We start from the raw sequence: 20,976 nt of genomic DNA, 5'->3' as shown, positions 1-20,976 counted from the left end.
CCCTGGATCGCGGGCGGCGCGATTCCTGCTTTGCGGTTATGGGGTTAGGGGAGTTTGCCGGGCTTTCGAAAGCGGGCTGGGCGGATAGGTCTTTACCGGCCCGTGGTGCCGTGTGGCACAGGGCTTACCGGCGGACCGGGTGTCGAGCGGCGGCGATCACCGCCTGTCCCAGCGCCAGCCCGCCGTCATTGGCGGGTGTTGTGCGGTGGGTCAGAACGGGTAGTTGACCAATGTCTACCTGTTCCAAGACCAGCCTCAGCAGGAGCGCATTTTGAAAGCATCCGCCTGACAGGACGACCGCCTCGGCCTCAAGGTTCTTATACAGGCCGTAAATCTTCCGCGCAAAGACACGTGCAAGCCCGATGTGAAAAAGGGCTGCGCAATGCGCTACGGATTCGCCTGCCGCCAACGCTCTGCTCATCTGCATGAACATTGGGTACGGGTCGATTTCGTCGCTTACATCATAGAAGCCGAAACCATGCGCGGGGGAGTGCGTCTGTAGATAGCCCGCAGCCATCGTCTCCAACCGCATCGCGGCCTCACCCTCATAGCTTTGCCGATCTGCGCAAACCCCCAAGCAAGCCGCCACCGCATCGAAGAGCCGCCCGGCGCTGGAGCTTTGAGGGGCGTTCAGCCCCTTGCTGGCGGCCATCCGTGCGATTTCCAGCGGCTTGTCCCCGAACAACTGGTCCGCCCAATCCGACAGCCCCGCCTGATCCAGCCGCGCCAGCGCGTTCCGCCACGGCTCGCGCGACGCCATGTCGCCGCCGATCAAGGGCGCAGGTTTCAGCCATGCCCGCCGTTCAAAGCCTTGGTAATCGCCCAGCAGCAATTCGCCACCCCAGACCGTGCCATCACTCCCCAGGCCCGTGCCATCCAAAATGATCCCCGCCACTTTGCCGCCGTCCAGTGGCCAGCCGTTCTCGGCCAGGCAAGACGCCAGATGCGCGTGGTGGTGCTGCACCTCTTCGCAGGGCAAACCCAAGGCCTCGGCCCGCGCCCACCCATGCTGGGTGGGCCTGTAACCGGGATGCAGGTCCACGGCGATCACCTCGGGCGTATGGTCGAACAGCTCTGCATAGTCCCGATCCGCTTGGCAGAAGGCATCCCAGCTCAGCGCCTCGTCCAACTCACCCAGATGATGCCCCAAGAGCGCCTGCCCATTCTTGATCAGACAGAGGGCCCCCTTCATCTGCCCGCCATAGGCCACCACTTGCGGTGCATCGCCGAACCCGTCCGGCAGGGGCAGGGTGTCCGGCACCATCCCCCGCGCCCGGCGCAGGATCATCGGTCCCTCGGGCGTCAGCCGCATCACGCTGTCGTCCAACCTGCGGGCGATGTCGCGGTCGTGGTCCAGGATTGCGTCTGCGATCCCGCCCAGCTTGTCCCGGGCCTCGGCGTTGCCGATCACTTGCGGCTCGCCCGAGAGATTGCCCGAGGTCATGACCAGCGGCCGGGCAACCGCATCCAGCAGCAGGTGATGCAGTGGCGTATAGGGCAGCATCCAGCCCAGGTGGTTCTGGCTGGGCGCAAGGGCCTCGGGCAGCGGATCGCCCTTGGCCAAGAGGACGATAGGCGCGGCGGCAGAGGCCAGCGCGGCGCGTTCCTCGGTGTCTGGCCGGGCGTGCCGGTCGATCTCCTGCCATCGGCCCATCAGGGCCAGCGGCTTGGACGGGCGATACTTGCGGCGGCGCAACCGGTCGATGGCCTGGGCATTGGTGGCGTCGCAGCACAGGTGAAACCCGCCCAAGCCCTTGACCGCCAGGATCGCCCCGTCCAGCAGGGCGCGGGCCGCCGCCGCGATCGCGTCCGGATGTGCGCCGTTGGCATCCTCGAACCCCAGGTGCGGACCGCAGAGGGCGCAAGCCACGGGTTGCGCGTGAAAGCGGCGGTCGCCGGGGTCGGCGTATTCGGCAGCACAGTCGGGACACATCTCGAAGCCGGCCATCGTCGTGCGTGCCCGGTCATAAGGCAGGCCCTTCAGGATCGTGAACCGCGGGCCGCAATGGGTGCAATTGGTAAAGGCATAGCCCCGGCGGCGCGGATCATCGCCCCGGATGTCAGCCAGGCAATCGGGGCAGGTCGCGGCATCCGGGGTGACACGGGTTTCCGCGCCGGTGCCTTGGCTGGCGGCAATCTCGAAACCGGTGGGTGGGGTGTCGAAGGTGAAGGGGGTGGTTTCCACCGCATCGACCCGGGCCAGTGGCGGGGCCTCGGCGGTGATCGCGGCGACAAAGTCGGCGATCCGCGCGCCTTGGGCATGGATCAGGACTCCCTCGGGGTCGTTCAGCACCTCGCCCCGGATGTTCAGCCGATGCGCCAGTTGCCAGACAAAGGGGCGGAAGCCCACGCCCTGCACCTGGCCGCGTACCCGGATGCGCAGGGCGCCGCTCAATGGACCGTGCAGACCATGCAGGGGTCGAAGCTGCGCACGATGTGCTGCACCGACAGCGGCGTTTCCTCGCCGGGGCCGACCGGCGCGCCCTCCAGCGCGGCCTCGACCGGGCCGGGGGTGCCGCTGGCGTCGCGGGGGCTGAAGTTCCACGTCGTCGGTGCGACGATCTGGTAACCGGAGATCCGCCCCTTTTCGACCTTGATCCAGTGTCCAAGCGCGCCCCGGGCCGCCTCGACCAGCCCCTCTCCGCTGCCTGCATCCGGCAAGGCGACATCGGTGATGAATGCGGCGTCGGTCTTTAACGCTGCGACCCATGTTTCCAGCAGGATCTGCGTGCGCGCGATTTCCAGCAGGCGCCCGGCGACGCGCGCCCGGACATTGGTGCCGCTGGCCACCAGATCGCGCGCGGCGGGGTGGCCGTCGATGACCTGCCGGGCCAGCGCGCCGGTCTCGACCGTGCGGCCGGCAAGGCGCGGCGCCTTGCACCAGCTGTAGGCCGGGGACTGCATGTCTTCGTCGGGGTCGGTTTGGCCCTCGGTCGGGTGGCGCGCCTCGCCCAGCATCCAGGCGTGGCTGAGATCCTCGCGGATCTCCGTCGTGTCGACCGGCCCAAGCGTGCCATTGTCCCAGGTCCCGGCGGCAAGGGCTGGGCCGTCTGGCAGGGGATAGGCCCCGAAGGACAGGAACCGCCCCGACCCGTGCCCTATGTCGGCCAGGACAAGGTCCTCGGCGATTTCCATGAACAGACCGGCATCGCCCCGCGTCCAGCCGGTCAGGGCTTGGGCGGTAGACAGTTCGGCGAATTCCTCGACCGGGGCGCCGAACAGCGTGCTTTCCAGGTAGCGGCGAAAGGCGGCCAGGATGCTGGTCATGCGGATGCGGTCACGCGCGGTGGGCGCGCGGGTCACGCCGCCGGGCTGGATGGCCAGCGTGTGCGGCCACTTGCCCCCCAGCAGCCCGACGATGTGCAGGATCTGGGCGCGGGCCTCGACACTGGAGCGCACGGCAGAGCCGTGCATCGCGGTAAAGCGCGCCACGGCGCGGTCGTGCCAGGGCCGTCCGGCATAGGCGGCGCGGGCGAAATCGGCGCAAAAGAACAGGTTGAAATGGGTCAGGTGATCGCAGAGGTTCTCGACCCCGTGCATGATCGCCGCGGCCAGTGCCCCCTGCGGCGCCGGTGGCAAACCCGCCAGCGACCCCAGCGCGGCCGAGGCGGCGGCGGACTGGCTGATCGAGCAGATCCCGCAGATGCGCGGCGTGATCGTCAGCGCGTCCATCGGCGATTTGCCCAGCATCATGATCTCGAATCCACGGAACATGGGCGAATTAGCAAAGGCCTGCGCCACGCGTCCGTCCTTGACCTCGAGCCGGATTTCAAGGTCGCCCTCGACCCGGTTGAAGGGCCCGACCAGCAGCGAACGCTCTGTCATTTGCGCCCCGTCCGCAGGGTGGGCGGCACCTCGATCCGGTCGGCCACGGCGTTTTCGGCCAGTCGCTTGGGCGTCGCCGCCTTTGACAGCGAGGCCAGCGCCATGAACCAGGCCTTTGGCATGTCCGAGGGCAGGCCGACGGGGATGCCCGCGAACTTGGGCGTTTCGGTGAAGGGGTGGTTGGGTTCCTCGAACTCGGGGGCGGTGCAGTTGATGCAGGCGTAACCGGCGCGGGTGCAGCAGCTGCCTCCGTTCCAGCCGCGGATGTTGCAGTCCCCCACCGCCTGCGTTCCGACACAGCCCATGTGTTCCATCATGCAGCCCAGCTGGCCGGGTTTCTCTGCGCTGGCCTTGTACTCGTAGAACTCGTTTTTCGGGCAGGCGTGGTGGACGAGGTGTTCTGCGTAGAACAGCGGCCGCCCCAGCTCGTCCAGCGCCGCCTTGTTCATCTCTCCGCCCGCGATCAGCAGCAGGGTTTCCGTCACCCAGTCGGGATGCGTCGGGCAGCCCGCGACGTTGATGACCGGCATTCCCGAGCGGGCGCGGAATTCGGCGGGCAGGGCGCCGCCGGGATAGCTGCCGTCATATTGCAGGCCGATGGCGCCGGCGGGATTGCCGCCGGCCGAGGTCATGCCGCCATAGGTCGCGCAGGTGCCCACCGCGACGACCTGTTCGGCCAGCGGCGCCAGCGATCTGACCCAATCCAGCATCGACCGCCCGGTGCCAGACAGCATCTGGAACCGGCCCGTGCCCTTGGGGCCGGTCAGGATCGACCCCTCGACACAGAGGATGTCCAGCGTCTGGCTGCCGTCCTCGATCCCGGCCAGCAGGGCGCGCACCTCGGCACCGGTCTGTTCGGACAGTGCCGGATGCCAGAGGAAGGACAGCCCGGCGTCGCCCAGAAGGTCCAGTACACCGGGGGACTCCGCGCAGAGCAGCGACATGGTACAGCCGCCGCAGCCTGCGGATTGCAGCCACAAAATGTTCATGCGTGTCCCTCTGTCGGCAGGGCCAGTTCAAAGCAGCTGCCCTCGGGGCCGGTATAGGCCAGCGTCAGCGCCCCGCCATGTTCTTCGGCGATCTTGTGCGAGATGGACAGGCCCAGCCCGGTGCCCTTGCCGACCTGCTTGGTGGTGAAGAACGGATCAAAGATCGACCCGGCAATCGACTCGGGGATGCCCGGTCCATTGTCGGTCACGCGCAACAGCACCTGTTCGTCCCGGTCCAGGACATGCAGGTGCAGTGTCGGCGTGCCGGTTTCCGACATGGCGTCGATGGCGTTTTGCACCAGGTTCATGACGATCTGCTGGACGTGGCCGGGATTGCCCCAGGCCAGGCGTGTCGCATCGTCCGCAAAGGTGATCTGGACGGCGGTCCGCGAGGTGCGCACGACCCAGTCGGCGGCGATCCGGGTGGTGGCCATCATGTCGAAGGCCGACCGTTCGCCGGTGCCATCGGCGCTGAGCCGGCGCAGGTCGTCGACGATGTCGCGGACCCGTTCGGCCCCGTCCTTGGCGCCGTCGATCGCGGTGCGCAGGTTGCGCACGGTCTTTTCAAGTTTCAGCTCGTCGCGCAGCGCAACCAGCTCTGGGCGGCTCTTGCCGGCCTGGACCGCCTCGAAATAGGTCTCGAACCGCTTGGTGTATTTCTCCAGCCCGTGGGTGTTGGCATAGACAAAGCTGATGGGGTTGTTCAGCTCATGCGCCACCCCGGCGACGAGACGGCCCAGAGAGGCCAGCTTTTCGTTGCGGACAAGCTGTGTCTGTGCCTGTTGCAATGCCTCGTGGCTGGCTTCCAGTTCCATGTATGCATTGCGCAACTCGCCCAGCGGACGCCCCACCAAGACAACGCCGCGGCTGCGTCCGCGCTGGTCAAGCCGGGGGCTGACGCTGATTTCCAGGGGCGTGGGGCCGTCCCCGGTCAGGAAGCGGGCCTCGACCGTGGTGGGTTCTCGACCCAGCATGACCTTGTCGACCGCGGCCAGCAGGTTGTCGCTGTCACCATCCTCCAGCAAGGCGCCGAGGGGCGTTCCGCTGCGGGCCACGGTGGCGCCCAGGATCTGATCGATGGCGCCGCCGGTGCGTTCGATGATGCGGTTCTTGTCCACGACGATCAGCAGGTCCGACATCGACGACAGCACCGAAGCCATGAACTGGCGCATCTCGTCCAGCTCGCGGTTCTGCTTTTCCAGCAACTCCTGGTAGTCGACGAGTTCCGAATAGGTGCGGTCCATCGCGGCGATGACGTCCCGCCAGGTGTCTTCGCTGAGGGAATGCATCGGATCGTCTGCGGGCGAGGGTGTCATTCTGGCCTCCTTGGCGGGCAGAGTAATACGCGGACCGGAATACGCAAGGAGAGGCGGCGTACCGGGCGGTTGCAGCATGACGGCGGTCCCGTGCCGGGGCGAGAGGGGACGGGGCTGCAAGCGCTTTGGGAAACCTGCCAAAAACGGTCCCGGAGGTGGTGGTGGAGAGGCGCAAATTCCAGCCTTTCGCTGCTGTGAAATGCTGCGGCGCAGAGCGTGCTGATCGGGCGCGGCTGATCTGCCTTGTCCGGTCGAAATGCCTAATTTTCGAGCAATATTAAGGGGCTGCTGCCTGGTGTGCCGCCTGCGCAATCGACGCCGCGGTGGAAAAATCGCTAGAACTGGGGTAGGTCATGGAAAACGACCGATAAGAATCAAAGCGCATTGGGAGGTGCGAAATGCCCATCAAATCACCAAACACTTTATCCCGTCTTCTGACGACTGCGGCGCTTGGTCTTGCGCTGGGCGCGGGCTCTGCGGCGGCCGATATCCGGTTCTGGACAACCGAGGAACAGCCAGAGCGACTGGCCAAGCAGAAGGAAATGGCAGAGGCTTTCGAGGCTGAAACGGGCATCGGTGTCGAGGTGATCCCCGTCTCCGAATCCGACCTGGGCACACGCGCCACGGCGGCCTTTGCCGCGGGCGATCTGCCGGATGTGATCTACCATACGTTGCAATACGCCTTGCCCTGGGTCGAGGCGGGCATCCTCGATGCCGAGGCGGCGACCGAGGTGATCGACGAATTGGGCACCGGCACCTTTGCCCCCGGCGCGCTGGACATGGCCAAGACCGATGATGGCTGGGCCAGTGTCCCGGTGGACGGCTGGACGCAGATGATCGTCTATCGCAAGGACCTCTTCGACGAGGCGGGATTGGCGCCGCCCACCACCTTTGCCGCCGTCACCGCCGCCATCGAGGCGCTGCACAACCCGCCCGAGATGTTCGGTTTCGTCGCCGCCACCAAGGTTGACGAGAACTTCATGAGCCAGGTTCTGGAACATGTCTTCCTCGCCAATGGCGCGACACCCGTGGGGCCGGACGGGTTCATGGGCTTCGACGAGAAGAAGACGGTCGAGGTGCTGGAATTCTACAAGGTGCTGGCGGATGCCTCGCCCGAGGGTGAGCTGTACTGGGACCAGTCGCGCAGCCTCTACTTTGCGGGGGATGCGGCGATGATCATCTGGTCACCCTTTATCCTGGACGAACTGGCCGGCCTGCGTGACAGCGCCCCGCCGACCATCAACGAGGATCCGACCTCTGCGGCGCTGGCCTCGATGACCGGGATCGTGACAAATTTCGCCGGTCCGTCCAATCCCGACGGCGCGGCCTGGGGCGACATCCGCTATTTCGGCATCACCGCCGACGCGGATTTCGACGAGGCGCAGGAGTTCATCAAGTATTCGATGGACACGGGCTATACGCAGACGCTGTCCATCGCGCCCGAGGGCAAGTTCCCGGTGCGGCGCGGCACGCAGGACGACCCAACCGCCTTTGTCGATGCCTGGTCCAAGCTGGACGTGGGCGTTGACCGCAAGGCGCCGCTCAGCGAACTCTACGCGGCCTCGATGATCGACGAGATCGTCGGCGGGCTGGACGTGGCACAGCGCTGGGGCGTCAGGGACGGGCAACTGGCGCTGGCCTCCAAGATCATCAACAGCCAGGCGATCAACCGGGTCGTGCGGGAATACATCGACGGCAACATCTCTGGTCCCGATGCGGTCAAGAAGATGAACGAGGAACTGGCCGGCATCGAGTGATGCCGGACCTTCGGGCGCCCGGCCCTGCGCCGGTCGCCCGCGCGGACGTGGCCCTTGGTCCGCGTCCGGAAGGGGGGACCGCGACATGAGCGACAGCACCGGACCGGCCTCGGGGCCGCCAAGGGGCACTGGCCCCCTGCTGAAACGCGAGGCCCGGCTGGCCTGGGGGTTGTTGTTTCCCACGCTGGCCATTGTCTCGGCGGTGGTCGTGCTGCCACTGCTGGCGATCTTCTGGATCAGCTTCAAGCCCATCGGCCTGGCGGACCTGCGCCCCCCGACGCCGGTGGTGCGCGAAAGCCTGCGCGGATCGGGCGACGATCTCCGCCTGCAATACCGCGTCCGCAATTCCTCGCAATCGGAGCCGATCACAGGCGTTACCCTGTCGGACAGCCTGCCCGAGAGCCTGACGGTCCTGACAGCCGACCCGCGCTGTACCTTCGACGGTGCCGACTTCACCTGCGACCTGGGCGACCTCGACGGCGGCGGGCGCGACGAGGTCGAGATTTTCGTGGCCTTGCAAGGGGACGAGGACGCCGCCGAAGAGGCCGCCGAGGGCAGCGATCCGCGCATGACGGGGCGCAGCAACAACATCCTGACGAACTTCGACTTCACGCTGGAGAACTTCGACCGGATCTTCAGCGGGGACGAGTTCTGGGGCGTGCTGGGGGTGACGCTCTTTTACACCGTCTTCGGTACGCTGGGAGCGCTGATCTTCGGTCTCTTCGCGGCCATGCTGTTGAACAAGGAGTTTCGAGGCCAGGGCATCCTGCGCGGGCTGTACCTGTTTCCCTATGTCGCCCCGGTGATCGCCGTGGCCTTTGCCTGGATCATCCTGTTCGATCCCTTCTCGGGCTCGGCCAACGCGCTTTTGATCCAGATGGGCGTGACCAGTTCCAGCATCAATTTCTTTGGCGAGAGGCCACTGGCGCTGATAATGGTCACCGTCTTCGAGATCTGGCGCTATTTCCCGCTGTCCTTCCTGTTCATCCTGGCCCGGATGCAGTCGATCGACACCGACATGTACGAGGCCGCCGACATGGACGGCGCGTCGCCCTTTCAGAAGTTCTGGTATCTCAGCCTGCCGCAACTGCTGGGCATTCTCAGCGTGCTGTTCCTGCTGCGCTTCATCTGGACCTTCAACAAGTTCGACGACATTTTCCTGCTGACCGGCGGCAACGCGGGCACGCGGACCCTGACGGTAAATGTCTACGAACAGGCCTTTGCCATCTCGAACATCGGGGCCGGGGCGGCGGTTGCGGTGGTGGTCTTCTGCTGTCTCGTCCTCTTCTCGGTCTTCTTCTTCCGCTATGTCAGCCAGGAGGAAGGCCTATGAGAGCGCTTCGTTTCGGCTATGTCACCGGGCCCGTTCTGGGCGCGCTCTGGCTGTTCGTGCTGGCGACGACGCTGGCGGTGCTGATGTCCTTTGCCACCGGCGATCCGTTCCGGCCGGCGGGCCTGTGGTCCCTGCTCTGGGGGGCGGCGCTGGGGCTGGGCCTTGTTGCGCTGCGCCCGGGCAAGGGGATCGCGTCGCTGGCGGCGGCGGTGGTCTTTGTCCTGCTGGCGGTGATCGGCATCGGCCCCGTCGCGTCGGGAGAGACGGCCTCGACGCTGTGGAAACTGGTGGGCAGCGGGGCGCTGGGGCTGGCGACGGGCTGGTCGCTGCATGTGATCCTGGGGCATCTGCCCGGCATGGGCGCGCTGACCCGGCACGAGTTCGAAGAGGCGGTGATCCGGTTCCTGACCGGCTTTGGTTACATCTTCTTCACCGCCATCGTCGCCATTCCCTTTTACGTCATGGTGATGACGAGCCTGAAAAACCAGTCGGAACTGATCCAGAATCCGCTGGATTTCACCATCGACCTGTCGCAGGGCTGGGGCCTGTTCCGCAGCTATGTCGAGCTTTTCGCCGACTTCAATTTCGGCAGCTACCTCTGGACCTCCTTCTATGTCTCGGTGCTGACGGTCCTGCTGACGCTGGCCTTCTCGATCCCCGGTGCCTACGCGGTGGCGCGGCTGCGGTTCCGGGGGCGGGCGGCCTTTTCGCGCTCGATTCTGTTGATCTACATGGTGCCGATGATCGTGCTGGCCTTGCCGATCTACATCGCCTTTTCGATGACGGGGCTGCGCAACACGATTTTTGGGATCGTCCTGATCTACCCGGTCACAACGATCCCCGTCGCGCTCTACATGCTGCAGGGCTATTTCCGGGGCCTGCCGGCGGAGGTCGAGGAAGCGGGGCTGATGGACGGGCTGTCGCGCCTCGCGGTGATCTGGAAGATCACGCTGCCGCTGTCGCTGCCGGCGTTGGCCAGCGTGTCGCTCTATGTCTTCATGATCGCATGGAATGAATTCCTGCTGGCCTTCATGCTGCTGGACGATCCGTCGAAATTCACGCTGACCCGGGGCATCGCCTCGCTCAACTCGTCCGAGATCCCGCGCCAGCACCTGATGGCCGGGGCCGTGGTGGCGACGGTGCCGATCATGGCGCTTTTCCTGGGGCTGGAACGGTTCATGACCAAGGGGCTGACAGCCGGGAGTGTCAAGGGATGACAACAAGAGACGCAGAGGCCCGCGCCATCCTGAAAGGGAACGATCGGGGGGGATACACCGTGCCGACCGCGGGGCTGTATCCTTACCAGTGGAACTGGGACAGCGTCTTTGCCGCCATCGGGTTCGCGGAACATGACATGGACCGGGCCTGGACCGAGATCGAGACGCTGATGAGCGGGCAGTGGCCCAACGGCATGGTCCCGCATATCCTGTTCCACAAGGTCGACCCCAGTTACTTCCCCGGCCCGGACATCTGGCGCGGGGTGGGGCCGATCCCGTCCTCCGGCATCTCGCAGCCGCCCATTGCGGCCACCTTCACCCGCTGGCTGCTGGAGATGGATGGCGCGTTCGAGGATCGCGCCCGCGCATTGGTGCCGGGACTGATCGACTGGCACCGCTGGTTCATGACCTGGCGCAACGAGGGCGGCGCCATCGTCGTCACCCACCCCTGGGAGACGGGCCGCGACAACTGTCCCGACTGGGACGGGCCCTTTGCCGCCATCGAGCCCGAGGGGATCGAGGACTACTATCGCCGGGACACCACCCATGTGGTCGAGGAAGAGCGCCCGCGCCGCTGGGACTATGACCGTTATCTCTACCTGGTCAAGCTGGGGGCGGAATGCGGCTGGGACGAAGCGCATCTGCGCGAGATCACACCGTTTCGCGTGGCCGACCCCACGATGACCTTCACCCTGCTCAGGTCCACCCGCGACCTGCGGGTGCTGGCGGACCAGTTGGATCTGCCCACGGATGACCTCGATGACTGGATCACCGAGATGGAAGGCGGGAGCGAGCGGCTCTGGAATGCCGAACTTGGCACCTATGACTGTCTCGACATCCGGTCGGGGCAACATACGGGCGTCGTTTCGAACGCCTCCTTCCTTGCATGGTACGCCGGGGTGGGCGGGGATCGGATGCAGAGGCATTTCGACCGGATTGCCGGGACAACCCGCTACTACGTCCCCTCCACCGATCCGGCGCATCCATCCTACGAGCCGAAACGCTATTGGCGCGGGCCGGTCTGGGCGATGATGAACATGCTGATCGCCACCGGCCTGCATGAGGCGGGCCATGAAGACCGGGCCGAGGCGCTGCGTGTCAACACCCGCGACATGATCGCGGATAACGGCTTTGCCGAGTATTTCGACCCGCGCGACGGCGCAGCGGCGGGTGGGCGCAATTTTACCTGGACGGCGGCAATCTGGCTGGCCTGGGCGTCGGACAGCGCAAGGAGGGCGTGATGGGGGCGATAACTCTGGACAAGGTCGAGAAGTGGTACGGCGACCTGCAGGTGATCAAGGGCATCGACCTGACCATCGCGGACGGCGAATTCGTCGTTTTCGTCGGGCCGTCCGGCTGCGGCAAGTCCACGCTCTTGCGGATGATCGGGGGCCTTGAGGAAATCAGCCGTGGCAAGCTGCTGATCGACGGGCAGGACAAGACCGCCGATCCGCCCTCCAAGCGCGGGCTGACGATGGTCTTCCAGTCCTACGCGCTGTACCCGCATATGTCCGTGGGCGAGAACATGGGCTTTTCGCTCAAGACCGCCGGTGCGCCCAAGGCCGAGATCAAGGAAAAGGTGGACGAGGCGGCGAGGGTGCTGAAGCTGGAACCCTACCTTGACCGGCGGCCCAAGGCTCTGTCGGGCGGTCAGCGGCAGCGGGTGGCCATCGGGCGGTCGATCGTGCGCGATCCGACGGCTTTCCTGTTCGACGAACCCCTGTCCAACCTCGACGCGGCGCTGCGGGTCGAGATGCGCTATGAAATCGCCAAGCTGCACAAGACGCTGGCCCGCACGATGATCTACGTCACCCATGACCAGGTCGAGGCGATGACGCTGGCCGACCGGATCGTGGTGCTGGAATTCGGCGTGATCGCCCAGGTCGGCAGCCCGCGAGAGCTGTATGAACGGCCCGCCAACCTCTTTGTGGCGCAGTTCATCGGCTCCCCCAAGATGAACGTGCTGGACTGCACCACCGGCGGCGGCCGTTTCACGTTGGAGGGCGCGCGGGGCGGGGCCTACGACGGCGACCATCCGGCGGTGAAGGTGGGCATCCGGCCCGAATACATCCGGATCGGCGCCGAGGGCGAAGGGGTGATGGACGGCACCGTCGACGTGCTGGAATACCTTGGGGCCGACACCTTCCTGATCGTGGATTGCGGGCCACTGGGCCAGGTTACGGTGCGCACCGATGGTGACACTTCTGTCACCGAAGGCGACAGGATCGGCCTGGTCGCGCCGCCGGAACGGCTGCATTTCTTTGACGCGGACGACAAGGCCGTCTGAGGGGAACGCCCTGCGTTGCGCCGGGCCGGTTTCCGTCCGATAGTGCCGGGAGCGATTGGTTTTCAAACGGATGGACCCGGTTGGATCTGCGGCACCTGGAAGTTTTCGACGCGATCATGCGCTTCGGCTCCGTCTCGGCGGCGGCGCGGGAACTGGGCATCACCCAGTCCGCGGTCAGCCGTATCCTGGGCCGGTTCGAAACCCGCCTGGGCTTTGACCTCTTCACGCGGGCCAACGGGCGATTGACGCCGACCCGACAGGCCAACGCCGTGCTGGCGCAGGCGCGCGGCATCCTCGAGGCGGTCTCACGGCTGGAGGTCATGTCGACCCGTGCCGCCGCACCCAGCCCCGAACTGGTCTTTGTCACCGTGCCCTCGCTGTCCTACGGGTTGGTGCCTTCGGTTCTGGGCGCGTTTTCCGCGCGCAAGCCGGATGTGCGCTTTGGTTTCGATGTCCGCACGACAGAGGCGGCCATCGACGTCATGGTGCGGCGTGAGGCCGAGTTTGCCGTGGTCGCCCTGCCGGTGTCGCACCCGACGCTGCAGGTGACGCCGCTGTTTCGCACCGTCAGCTGCGCCGTCATGCGGCACGATCACCCTCTGGCGAAGACATCGCTGGTTCGGCCAGCGGACCTGGCCGGTGAAAAGATGATCTTTCTGTTGCGGCGACAGCCGACCCGCCAGTTGATCGAAGACGCCTTTTCGCGCGAACGCCTGACCCCGGACATCCGGATCGAGACCTCGAATGTCGCCACAGCCTGTCGTTGCGCGGCAGAGGGGCTGGGCGTGGCTGTCGTGAACGGGATGATGGCGGGCTACACCGTCACCTCCGAGCTGGCGATCCGCCCGTTCGAACCGCGCGTTCATCACACCGTCGCCCTGGTCGAGCAGGCCGGACGCGACCGCAGCCCGGACACCCAGACCTTTGTCGACTGTCTCCTGTCCGAGGTCCGTGCCAAGTTCGAGACGCTGGGCCTGCCGCTGGAGATACTCGCGGACAGCGCCCATTCCGATCCGGAATACCCTTTTACCGTACCTTCATAAGATTGCGCGGCCGAATTGCTTGCCTTCTCCTTGGCGCATTCCAAGGGGAGTTCTCTGACAATGAAAAAAACGACTTTGACAGCCACCGCGTTGTCCTTTGGCGTTCTGGCGCTGGGCACGGTGGCCCAGCCCGCCGCCGCACAGACGCTGACCGCCGGATTCGCCTCTGAACCCAGTTCCGTCGATCCGCTGTATCACAACCTCGGGCCCAACAACGCCACGCGAAAGCACATGTTCGAGGCCCTGGTGGGCGAGGATGCCAACCTGGGTATCGTGCCCGAGCTGGCGGAAAGCTGGGAAACCTCGGACGACGGGCTGACCTGGACCTTCCACCTGCGCGAAGGGGTCAAGTTCCACGATGGCGGCGATTTCACCGCCCGCGATTTCCTCTATACTGCCTGCCGGATTCCCAACGTGCCGAACTCGCCCTCGTCGATGGCGGGGTTCATCAAGTCGGCAGAGACGATCACCGCGCCGGATGATATGACCATCGAGGTCACGACCGCCGTTCCCTATCCGCTGCTGCTGACCGACTTCGCCAGTTTCGGTGTCGTCTCGGCCTCTGCCAACGGGCATGACGGGCCGGTCGAATACACCAAGGATGGCTGCCCGGGCATCGACAGCTACCTGGATTCCAACGCCTACAACGACGGCACCGCCACCATCGGCACCGGGCCGTACAAGTTCGTCTCCTTCACGCCGGGCGAAAGCATCGTCGTGGCGCGCAACGATGACTACTGGGGGGACGCACCCTACTGGGAACAGATCACCATCCGCCCGATCACCAACGCGGGCGCGCGTGTCGCCGCGTTGCTGGCGGGTGACGTGGACGTGATCGAGAAACCCCCGGTGCAGGATTTGGAACGCCTACGAAACGATCCCAAGGTGAACGTGGTGCAGGGCGCCTCCAGCCGGGTGATCTACCTGCACTTCGACCATGTCGGCGAGCCCAGCCCCGGTATCGAGGGCACCGACGGCAAGAACCCGATGAAGGACCTGCGCGTGCGCAAGGCGATCTCGCTGGCGATCAACCGCCCGCTGATCGTGGACCGCATCATGGGCGGCCTGGCCGTGCCCGCGCGTCAGCTGGTCCCCGATTTCATGCGCGGCACCGACCCCGAGATCGCTCTGGAAGAGCCGGACCTCGAAGAGGCCAAGCGCCTGCTGGCCGAGGCCGGCTATCCGGACGGCTTCAAGCTGGTGATTGGCACGCCGAACGACCGCTACATCAACGACAGCAAGATCGCGCAGGCCGTGGCCCAGATGCTGACCCGTGCGGGCATCCAGACCGAGGTCGACGCCATGACGGCCTCTGTCTTCTTCTCGCGCCGCAACAACTACGAGTTCTCGCTCTACCTTGCGGGCTGGGGTGCCTCGGGCGCGGGCATGGCCTCGCCGCTGCGCGCGCTGGTCGCTTCGCAGGACAAGGACAAGGGCCTGGGCGGCACCAATCGCGGCCGCTACTCGAACCGGGACCTGGACGCGATCATCGAAGAGGCGCTGTCGACGGTGGAAACCGCCAAGCATGACGAGTTGCTGCGCCAGGCCTCGCGGATCGTGGTCGACGACATGGCCATCCTGCCGCTGCACTTCGAGGTGACGCCCTGGGCGCTGCGCGCCGGGCTGACGATGGACCCGCGTGCGGACCAGCACACGGTCCTGACCACCGTCCGTCCCGAGTGATCTGAAAACCGGGGTGGCGCCGGACAACGGCGCCACCCCCCGATGTCCGGAAATCCACCCGCATGCTTGCCTATCTCATCCGTCGCCTGGGTCAGGCCTTTCTGGTCATGGCCGTCATGGCGACCATCGTCTTTTTCGGCCTCTTCGCCGTCGGCAACCCGGTCGATCTGCTGATCAACCCAGAGGCAGACCTGGCCGAACAGGAAGAAACGATCCGGCGCCTTGGTCTCGACAAGCCGGTGCACGTCCAGTTCGGCTATTTCCTGGCCGGGCTGGCGCAGGGGGACCTGGGAACCTCGTTTGTCCACAATCGCCCGGCGCTGGAACTGATCCTGTCGCGGCTGCCGGCGACGCTGGAACTGGCCTTTCTGGGCATCCTGATCGCCGTGGTCCTGGGCATCCCGCTGGGGATGATTGCCGGACTGAAACCAGAGGCGCCCTACAGCAAGGTCATCATGGCCGGGTCGGTGGTGGGTTTCTCGACTCCGAATTTCTGGCAAGGGCTCATGCTGATCATGCTGTTTGCCGTCTTCCTGGGCTGGCTGCCCGCCGGGGGGCGTGGCGATACGGTGGATGTGCTGGGCATTCCCGTCAGCTTCCTGACCTGGGACGGGCTGAGCCACCTGATCCTGCCCGCGCTGAACGTGGCCATCTACAAGATGTCGCTGGTGATCCGCCTGACCCGCGCGGGCACCGCCGAGGTGGCGCTGCAGGACTACGTCAAATACGCCCGCGCGCGCGGCCTGTCGCCGGTGCGCGTGGTGGGGGTGCATATCCTCAAGAACATCCTCATTCCCGTCGTCACCGTGCTGGGGCTGGAAACCGGCAACGTGATCGCCTTTGCCGTGGTGACGGAAACGGTCTTTTCCTGGCCCGGAATCGGCAAGCTGCTAATCGACAGCATCGGCCTGCTGGATCGTCCCGTTGTCGTTGCTTACCTGATGCTGACGGTCTTCCTTTTCGTGATGATCAACCTGGTGGTGGACATCGGCTACTCGCTGCTGGATCCGCGCGTGCGGGTGAAAGGAGGCCGGTCATGACCGCCGATACGCCCCTCCGCCGGTTCGTGGCCGATTTCCTCGCCAGCCCCTTGGCGGTGATCGCGGGTCTTGGCCTGTTGGCCATCGCGCTGACCGCGCTCTTTGCCGGGATCATCGCGCCGCAGAACCCCTATGACCTTGCCCAGATCGACATCCTGGACGGATCGCTGACGCCGGGAACCGAGGGGTTCGGCGGGTTCACCTACTGGCTGGGCAGCGACGAACAGGGCCGCGACATGCTCTCGGCCATGATCTACGGGCTGCGCATCTCTTTGATGGTCAGTTTCATCGCCGTCACCTCGGCCGTGGCCGTGGGCATGGTGCTGGGCCTGATGGCCGCCGCGCGCGGCGGCTGGGTAGAGACGCTGATCATGCGCATCGTGGACATCCAGCTCAGCTTTCCCGCGCTGTTGGTGGCGCTCCTGCTGCTGGCCTCGCTGGGCAAGGGGGTGGACAAGGTCATCATCGCGCTGATCCTGGTGCAATGGGCCTATTTCGCCCGGACGGTGCGGGCCGCGGCCCTGGTCGAGATCCGCAAGGACTATGTCACCGCCGCCCGCGCCGCCGCCCTGCCGCAATGGCGCATCCTGTTCGGCCATGTGCTGCCCAACGTGATGCCGCCGGTGCTGGTCATCGCGACGGTGCAGATCGCCAATGCCATCGCCATCGAGGCCTCGCTGTCCTTCCTGGGGGTCGGCGTGCCGATCACCGAACCCTCGCTGGGCCTGCTTATCGCCAACGGGTTCGACTACCTGCTGTCGGGCCGCTACTGGATCAGTTTCTACCCGGGGGTGGCGCTGCTGGTCACGCTGGTCTGCATCAATGTCGTCGGCGACCATGTCCGCGACATCCTGAACCCGAGGATGCAGCGATGAATGCGCCTGTTCTATCCGTCCGCGATCTTGTCACCCAGTTCGACACCCGCGCCGGGGCGATCACCGCCGTCGACGGTGTCTCGCTGGAGGTGGGGCCGGGCGAGGTGCTGGGGATCGTCGGCGAAAGCGGATCCGGCAAGACGATTACCGGGTTTTCCATCATGGGCCTGATCGACAAGCCGGGCGGCATCGCCGGGGGCGAGGTTCTGCTGAAAGGGCAGGACCTGCGCAAGCTTTCCGAACCGGCGATGGCGCGGCTGCGCGGCGACCGGATCGCGATGATCTTTCAGGACCCGATGATGACCCTGAACCCGGTCCTGCGCATCGACACCCAGATGATCGAGACGATCCGTGCCCATCGTGACGTGTCCAGGTCCCGCGCGCGAGACATGGCGGCCGAGGCGCTGGCGCTGGTGGGCATCCCGTCGCCGGTGGAACGGCTGCGGACCTACCCGCACGAGATGTCCGGCGGCATGCGTCAGCGCGTGGTGATCGCCATCGCGCTGATGCTGGAACCGGACCTGATCATCGCGGACGAACCGACCACGGCGCTGGATGTCACCATCCAGTCGCAGATCCTGTCCGAAATGCAGAAGCTGATGGCCCAGCGGAACACCGCACTGATCTGGATCACCCATGACCTGACGGTGGTTGCCGGGCTCGCCCACCGGGTTGCGGTCATGTACGCGGGCCGAATCGTCGAGACCGGGCCGGTGGACGCCCTGCTGGATCATCCGAAACATCCCTATACCCGCGGGTTGATCTCCTCGATCCCCTCGTCGGTGCCGCGCGGAGAGCGGCTGGTGCCGATCAAGGGCATGACGCCCAGCCTGATGAACCTTCCCGAAGGTTGTGCCTTTGCCCCGCGCTGCCCACGGGCCAGCGAGACCTGCCGCAAGGCCCGCCCGGACCGGCAGGACCTGGCCACTGGCCGCAGCCTGCGCTGTTTCCACCCGCTGGAGGAGGCATCATGACCGCGCTCCTGTCATTGCAAGACATCTCGCAGACCTATGTGTCCTCGCCGGATCTTGCGGAACGCATCGCCAACCTGGCCGGTGCCAACTACCAGGAGACCCGCGTTCGCGCGGTCAACGGTGTCAGCCTCGAGGTGGCCGAGGGCGAGGTCCTGGGCCTCGTCGGGGAGTCCGGCTGCGGCAAGTCCACGCTTGGGCGCATGGTGGTCGGGGTCGAAACGCCCTCGGGCGGCACGCTCTCCTGGCGCGGCGTCGCGCTGGAGCAGATGACCACCCAGCAGCGCCGCGCCTGGGAACTGGAAGTGCAGATGATCTTTCAGGATCCCTTTGCCTCGCTCAACCCGCGGATGCGGGTCGAACAGATCGTGGGCGAGGCGGCGGTGATCCACGGGCTGATCCGCCGGTCCGAACGGCGTGATTACGTCGCCGATCTTCTGACGCGGGTCGGGCTGAACGCCGATGTCATGTCGCGCTATCCGCACCAGTTCTCAGGCGGTCAGCGGCAGCGGGTGGGGATCGCCCGGGCGCTGGCCCTGAAACCGCGGCTGATCGTCTGCGACGAGGCGATTTCGGCGCTGGATGTCTCGATCCAGGCGCAGGTGCTCAACCTCTTCGAGGACCTGCGGCAGGAGTTCGGCTTTGCCTATCTCTTCATCAGCCATGATCTGGGCGCGGTCGAACATATCGCCGACCGGGTGGCGATCATGTACCTGGGCCGACTGGTGGAAATCGGCACCGCCGACGAGGTTTTCGAGAACCCGCGCCATCCCTACACCCGCGCTCTGCTGGCCGAGGCGCCGCGTCTCGACCGGCGTGGGCACAGTTTTACCCCGATCCAGGGAGAGATCCCCTCGCCGCTGAACCCGCCGCCGGGCTGCGCCTTTCACCCGCGCTGCCCATTGGCCACCGCCGCCTGCAAGACCGGGGTGCCGGACCTGCGCGCGGGTAGGGACGGTCGCCGCACCGCCTGCATCCTGGAACAGGAGGAAGTCGCGTGACGATGCCCGAGTTGCTGGCGGATGCGGTCGCGGGACCGGGCGGGCGGGAACATTGGCTGTGCGAAGGCGCGCCCGGGATCGAACGGGCGGCCCTGATGCAGGGCCGTTCCGCCGAGGCGGTCGGCGCGCTGGGCGCCGTTGCCAGCGGGTCGCCCCATGCGACCCGGGTCGGCATGGGAATCCTGCGGCAGGGCGGAACGGCGGCGGATGCCGCCGTCGCGGCGGCGCTGGCGACGATGGTTGCCGATCCCCCCAATGCCTCGCCCGCCGGGCGCGGGCATATCCTCTGGGCTCCGGCCGGAGAGACGCCACGCGCCATCGACGGGGCGACGCGTGCACCAGCTCACTTGTCCGAGGGTGTCCGGCGGTTGCCGGATCGGCAGGCCTTGCCCTTGCCCGGGATCGTGCGCGCATTGCTGCGGCTGCATGCCGAGGGCGGCAGCCTGCCGCTGGCGCGGGTTGTGGCGCCCGCGCGAGACCTTGCCCGGGACGGGTTCACCGTGCCACGCGAACTGGCCGCCGTCTGGGCCTGGCGGGCGCCGGATCTTGTCGATCCGGATGCACGCGCGCACTACCTGCCCGATGGTCGGCCCGTGCCCGAAGGCGCGGTGTTCCGCAATCCCGGACTGGCGGGTTTCCTGGATCGCCTGATCTCGACGGGGCAGGATCCTTTCGCGGACCCGGTCTTTGCCGGGCCCTTCTGCGAACGGCTCGCGGCCAAGGGTGGGTTCTGGACGGTCGGGGATCTGCGCGCCGCGGTGCCGCTGGTCGGGGAAACGGTCGAGTTGCGGGAAAAGGGCTGGCGCCTGACCAGTATCGGGCGACAGGGCTGGGGGCACACGCTTTTGCGGATCGTCGCGCTGGTGAACTCGGCGGTGCCGGGGCCGATCCTGGACATCGAGATCGCGCATCTTCTGGCGATCCTGCGCGCCTTCGAGGAACGCCCCGAAGAGCTGCGCTCGCTCAAACCCAAGAGTGACCCGTTGCCCTGGGACGCATTGAGCGCGCGCCTGGCCGAGGGCCTGCCAGAGGGCTGGGCCGACAGCGCGGTGCTGGCCGCCGCGCTGGACCGGGCCCGCACGCCCGCGCCGTCGGATGACCGGGACACCACGCATCTGTCGGTGGTCGATGCGGACGGGATGCGCGTCGCCCTGACACAGTCCATCGGCCCGCATTTCGGCGCCCGTGTCGCCGATCCGGTGACCGGCATCCTGCTGGCCCATTCCTATCGCATGGCAGAGGATCCGGTGCCCGGCGCGCGGGACGTGACCGAACAATGCCCCTGCCTGCTGGACATCGGCGGCGCCTGTTACGCGCTGGGTGGCGCGGGCAGCGAACGGATCCCCGGCGCGGTGGCAGGCGTGATCCGGCACCTGCTGAACGGCTCGTCTCTGGCCAATGCACTGGCCGCGCCGCGCGCCAACTGGGTCGGGGCCACCGCCCGCCTGCACCTGGATGTGTCGGAGGGGCTGGAAAATCGGTTGGCCGAGGCAGGGGCCGAGGTCAGCTTCACCGGGCGCGGCCCGGTCGATCACCTGGGAATCGTACAGGCCGTCGGACGGCGGGCGGACGGGACGGTCATGGCCGCCGCCGACCCGGCCTATGCCGGCAGCGCCGACGCAGCTTGAGAAAGGGAAGA

General features: G+C 66.3%; 16 protein-coding genes. 12 read left to right on the top strand and 4 right to left on the bottom strand.

The window, feature by feature from the left end:
- Positions 1-124: 124 nt before the first annotated feature.
- Genes hypF through BLQ71_RS18445 form a run of 4 tightly spaced genes read right to left on the bottom strand, consistent with a single transcriptional unit; the run spans position 125 to position 6,130 of the window.
- Positions 125-2,395 carry a carbamoyltransferase HypF gene (gene hypF, locus BLQ71_RS18460; protein WP_074622774.1) on the bottom strand — a complete coding sequence of 757 codons (2,271 nt, stop codon included), beginning with the start codon at positions 2,393-2,395 and terminating at the stop codon, positions 125-127.
- Entirely contained in the window at positions 2,392-3,825 is a 1,434-nt protein-coding gene (locus BLQ71_RS26845; protein WP_074622773.1) for a nickel-dependent hydrogenase large subunit, read from the bottom strand. The genes hypF and BLQ71_RS26845 overlap by 4 nt, the downstream gene beginning before the upstream one ends.
- A complete protein-coding gene (locus tag BLQ71_RS18450; RefSeq protein WP_074622772.1) occupies positions 3,822-4,814 on the bottom strand; it encodes an NADH-quinone oxidoreductase subunit B family protein in 993 nt (330 codons plus the stop codon). The genes BLQ71_RS26845 and BLQ71_RS18450 overlap by 4 nt, the downstream gene beginning before the upstream one ends.
- Complete coding sequence (locus tag BLQ71_RS18445; RefSeq protein ID WP_074622771.1) at positions 4,811-6,130, bottom strand: sensor histidine kinase; 1,320 nt, start codon at positions 6,128-6,130, stop codon at positions 4,811-4,813. Before BLQ71_RS18445 ends, BLQ71_RS18450 begins: the two co-directional genes overlap by 4 nt.
- Positions 6,131-6,528: 398 nt before the next feature.
- On the opposite strand from BLQ71_RS18445, the gene BLQ71_RS18440 reads away from it, so the two are divergent.
- The 12 genes from BLQ71_RS18440 to BLQ71_RS18385 all read left to right on the top strand — a co-directional run bounded on the left by BLQ71_RS18440 (position 6,529) and on the right by BLQ71_RS18385 (position 20,965).
- Positions 6,529-7,887: an ABC transporter substrate-binding protein gene (locus BLQ71_RS18440; RefSeq protein ID WP_074622770.1), complete on the top strand. Its 1,359-nt coding sequence runs from the start codon at positions 6,529-6,531 to the stop codon at positions 7,885-7,887.
- 85 nt (positions 7,888-7,972) lie between these two features.
- On the top strand, positions 7,973-9,220 hold the full coding sequence (locus BLQ71_RS18435) for a carbohydrate ABC transporter permease (protein ID WP_074622769.1): 1,248 nt from the start codon (positions 7,973-7,975) through the stop codon (positions 9,218-9,220).
- On the top strand, positions 9,217-10,437 hold the full coding sequence (locus BLQ71_RS18430; protein ID WP_074622768.1) for a carbohydrate ABC transporter permease: 1,221 nt from the start codon (positions 9,217-9,219) through the stop codon (positions 10,435-10,437). The genes BLQ71_RS18435 and BLQ71_RS18430 overlap by 4 nt, the downstream gene beginning before the upstream one ends.
- A complete protein-coding gene (locus tag BLQ71_RS18425; RefSeq protein ID WP_074622767.1) occupies positions 10,434-11,678 on the top strand; it encodes an MGH1-like glycoside hydrolase domain-containing protein in 1,245 nt (414 codons plus the stop codon). The genes BLQ71_RS18430 and BLQ71_RS18425 overlap by 4 nt, the downstream gene beginning before the upstream one ends.
- Positions 11,678-12,724, top strand: a complete 1,047-nt coding sequence (locus BLQ71_RS18420; protein ID WP_074622766.1) for an ABC transporter ATP-binding protein — start codon at positions 11,678-11,680, stop codon at positions 12,722-12,724. Before BLQ71_RS18425 ends, BLQ71_RS18420 begins: the two co-directional genes overlap by 1 nt.
- An 80-nt stretch (positions 12,725-12,804) precedes the next feature.
- Positions 12,805-13,767, top strand: a complete 963-nt coding sequence (locus BLQ71_RS18415) for a LysR family transcriptional regulator (RefSeq protein ID WP_074622765.1) — start codon at positions 12,805-12,807, stop codon at positions 13,765-13,767.
- Positions 13,768-13,827: 60 nt separating this feature from the next.
- Positions 13,828-15,450 carry an ABC transporter substrate-binding protein gene (locus BLQ71_RS18410; protein ID WP_074622764.1) on the top strand — a complete coding sequence of 541 codons (1,623 nt, stop codon included), beginning with the start codon at positions 13,828-13,830 and terminating at the stop codon, positions 15,448-15,450.
- Positions 15,451-15,512: 62 nt separating this feature from the next.
- On the top strand, positions 15,513-16,490 hold the full coding sequence (locus tag BLQ71_RS18405) for an ABC transporter permease (protein ID WP_043145643.1): 978 nt from the start codon (positions 15,513-15,515) through the stop codon (positions 16,488-16,490).
- On the top strand, positions 16,487-17,365 hold the full coding sequence (locus BLQ71_RS18400) for an ABC transporter permease (RefSeq protein ID WP_074622763.1): 879 nt from the start codon (positions 16,487-16,489) through the stop codon (positions 17,363-17,365). The genes BLQ71_RS18405 and BLQ71_RS18400 overlap by 4 nt, the downstream gene beginning before the upstream one ends.
- Positions 17,362-18,339: an ABC transporter ATP-binding protein gene (locus BLQ71_RS18395; RefSeq protein WP_074622762.1), complete on the top strand. Its 978-nt coding sequence runs from the start codon at positions 17,362-17,364 to the stop codon at positions 18,337-18,339. Before BLQ71_RS18400 ends, BLQ71_RS18395 begins: the two co-directional genes overlap by 4 nt.
- A complete protein-coding gene (locus BLQ71_RS18390) occupies positions 18,336-19,337 on the top strand; it encodes an ABC transporter ATP-binding protein (RefSeq protein WP_083342299.1) in 1,002 nt (333 codons plus the stop codon). Before BLQ71_RS18395 ends, BLQ71_RS18390 begins: the two co-directional genes overlap by 4 nt.
- 2 nt (positions 19,338-19,339) lie before the next feature.
- On the top strand, positions 19,340-20,965 hold the full coding sequence (locus BLQ71_RS18385; protein ID WP_074622761.1) for a gamma-glutamyltransferase: 1,626 nt from the start codon (positions 19,340-19,342) through the stop codon (positions 20,963-20,965).
- The last annotated feature ends 11 nt before the right edge of the window (positions 20,966-20,976 follow it).

It is taken from the genome of Antarctobacter albus, from assembly GCF_900101505.1.
Taxonomy (GTDB): domain Bacteria; phylum Pseudomonadota; class Alphaproteobacteria; order Rhodobacterales; family Rhodobacteraceae; genus Antarctobacter; species Antarctobacter albus.
This window is presented reverse-complemented; position numbering and strand designations above follow the sequence as displayed.

Excerpts from the sequence above, each read along its gene's own strand:
- BLQ71_RS18445 (WP_074622771.1), bottom strand. The coding sequence starts at position 6,130 with ATGACACCCTCGCCCGCAGACGATCCGATGCATTCCCTCAGCGAAGAC.
- BLQ71_RS18430 (WP_074622768.1), top strand. The coding sequence starts at position 9,217 with ATGAGAGCGCTTCGTTTCGGCTATGTCACCGGGCCCGTTCTGGGCGCG.
- BLQ71_RS18425 (WP_074622767.1), top strand. The coding sequence starts at position 10,434 with ATGACAACAAGAGACGCAGAGGCCCGCGCCATCCTGAAAGGGAACGAT.
- BLQ71_RS18385 (WP_074622761.1), top strand. The coding sequence starts at position 19,340 with ATGCCCGAGTTGCTGGCGGATGCGGTCGCGGGACCGGGCGGGCGGGAA.
- BLQ71_RS18435 (WP_074622769.1), top strand. The coding sequence starts at position 7,973 with ATGAGCGACAGCACCGGACCGGCCTCGGGGCCGCCAAGGGGCACTGGC.
- BLQ71_RS18405 (WP_043145643.1), top strand. The coding sequence starts at position 15,513 with ATGCTTGCCTATCTCATCCGTCGCCTGGGTCAGGCCTTTCTGGTCATG.
- BLQ71_RS18410 (WP_074622764.1), top strand. The coding sequence starts at position 13,828 with ATGAAAAAAACGACTTTGACAGCCACCGCGTTGTCCTTTGGCGTTCTG.
- BLQ71_RS18395 (WP_074622762.1), top strand. The coding sequence starts at position 17,362 with ATGAATGCGCCTGTTCTATCCGTCCGCGATCTTGTCACCCAGTTCGAC.
- BLQ71_RS18390 (WP_083342299.1), top strand. The coding sequence starts at position 18,336 with ATGACCGCGCTCCTGTCATTGCAAGACATCTCGCAGACCTATGTGTCC.
- BLQ71_RS26845 (WP_074622773.1), bottom strand. The coding sequence starts at position 3,825 with ATGACAGAGCGTTCGCTGCTGGTCGGGCCCTTCAACCGGGTCGAGGGC.
- BLQ71_RS18450 (WP_074622772.1), bottom strand. The coding sequence starts at position 4,814 with ATGAACATTTTGTGGCTGCAATCCGCAGGCTGCGGCGGCTGTACCATG.
- BLQ71_RS18400 (WP_074622763.1), top strand. The coding sequence starts at position 16,487 with ATGACCGCCGATACGCCCCTCCGCCGGTTCGTGGCCGATTTCCTCGCC.
- BLQ71_RS18420 (WP_074622766.1), top strand. The coding sequence starts at position 11,678 with ATGGGGGCGATAACTCTGGACAAGGTCGAGAAGTGGTACGGCGACCTG.
- BLQ71_RS18440 (WP_074622770.1), top strand. The coding sequence starts at position 6,529 with ATGCCCATCAAATCACCAAACACTTTATCCCGTCTTCTGACGACTGCG.